This window comes from Nocardioides albidus (assembly GCF_006335005.1).
GTDB lineage: Bacteria > Actinomycetota > Actinomycetes > Propionibacteriales > Nocardioidaceae > Nocardioides > Nocardioides albidus.
Genome location: NZ_VDMP01000016.1, coordinates 123709 through 123935, shown reverse-complemented (window position 1 = coordinate 123935; position 227 = coordinate 123709). Strand labels below are relative to the sequence as shown.

1 protein-coding gene is annotated in these 227 nt (G+C 70.9%); it reads right to left on the bottom strand.

Translation table 11 applies throughout. The annotated features are described in order from the left end of the window. The coding region (locus tag FHP29_RS04145; protein ID WP_158296464.1) for a DUF222 domain-containing protein at window positions 1-227 on the bottom strand (227 nt) is incomplete at both ends.

Here is a 227-nt window from a genome sequence, read left to right as displayed (position 1 = left end):
CGGGCGACGGCCTGGTCGAGGTCGTACCCGTCAGCGGCATCCAGCAGAGCGTCGACCTGGACCAGTCCGTGCTCGTCGACCTGGTCGATGTCGAAGTGCCGCCGGTCCGCGGCGGCCTTGCGTTCGGCCTCGGCCTGGTCGGGGTCGAACCGCAACACCGCCTCAGCCACGAGGCGTTCGAGCTGCGCCCAGCCGACGCCGGTGGCGTCGAACAGCTGCCGATCGAT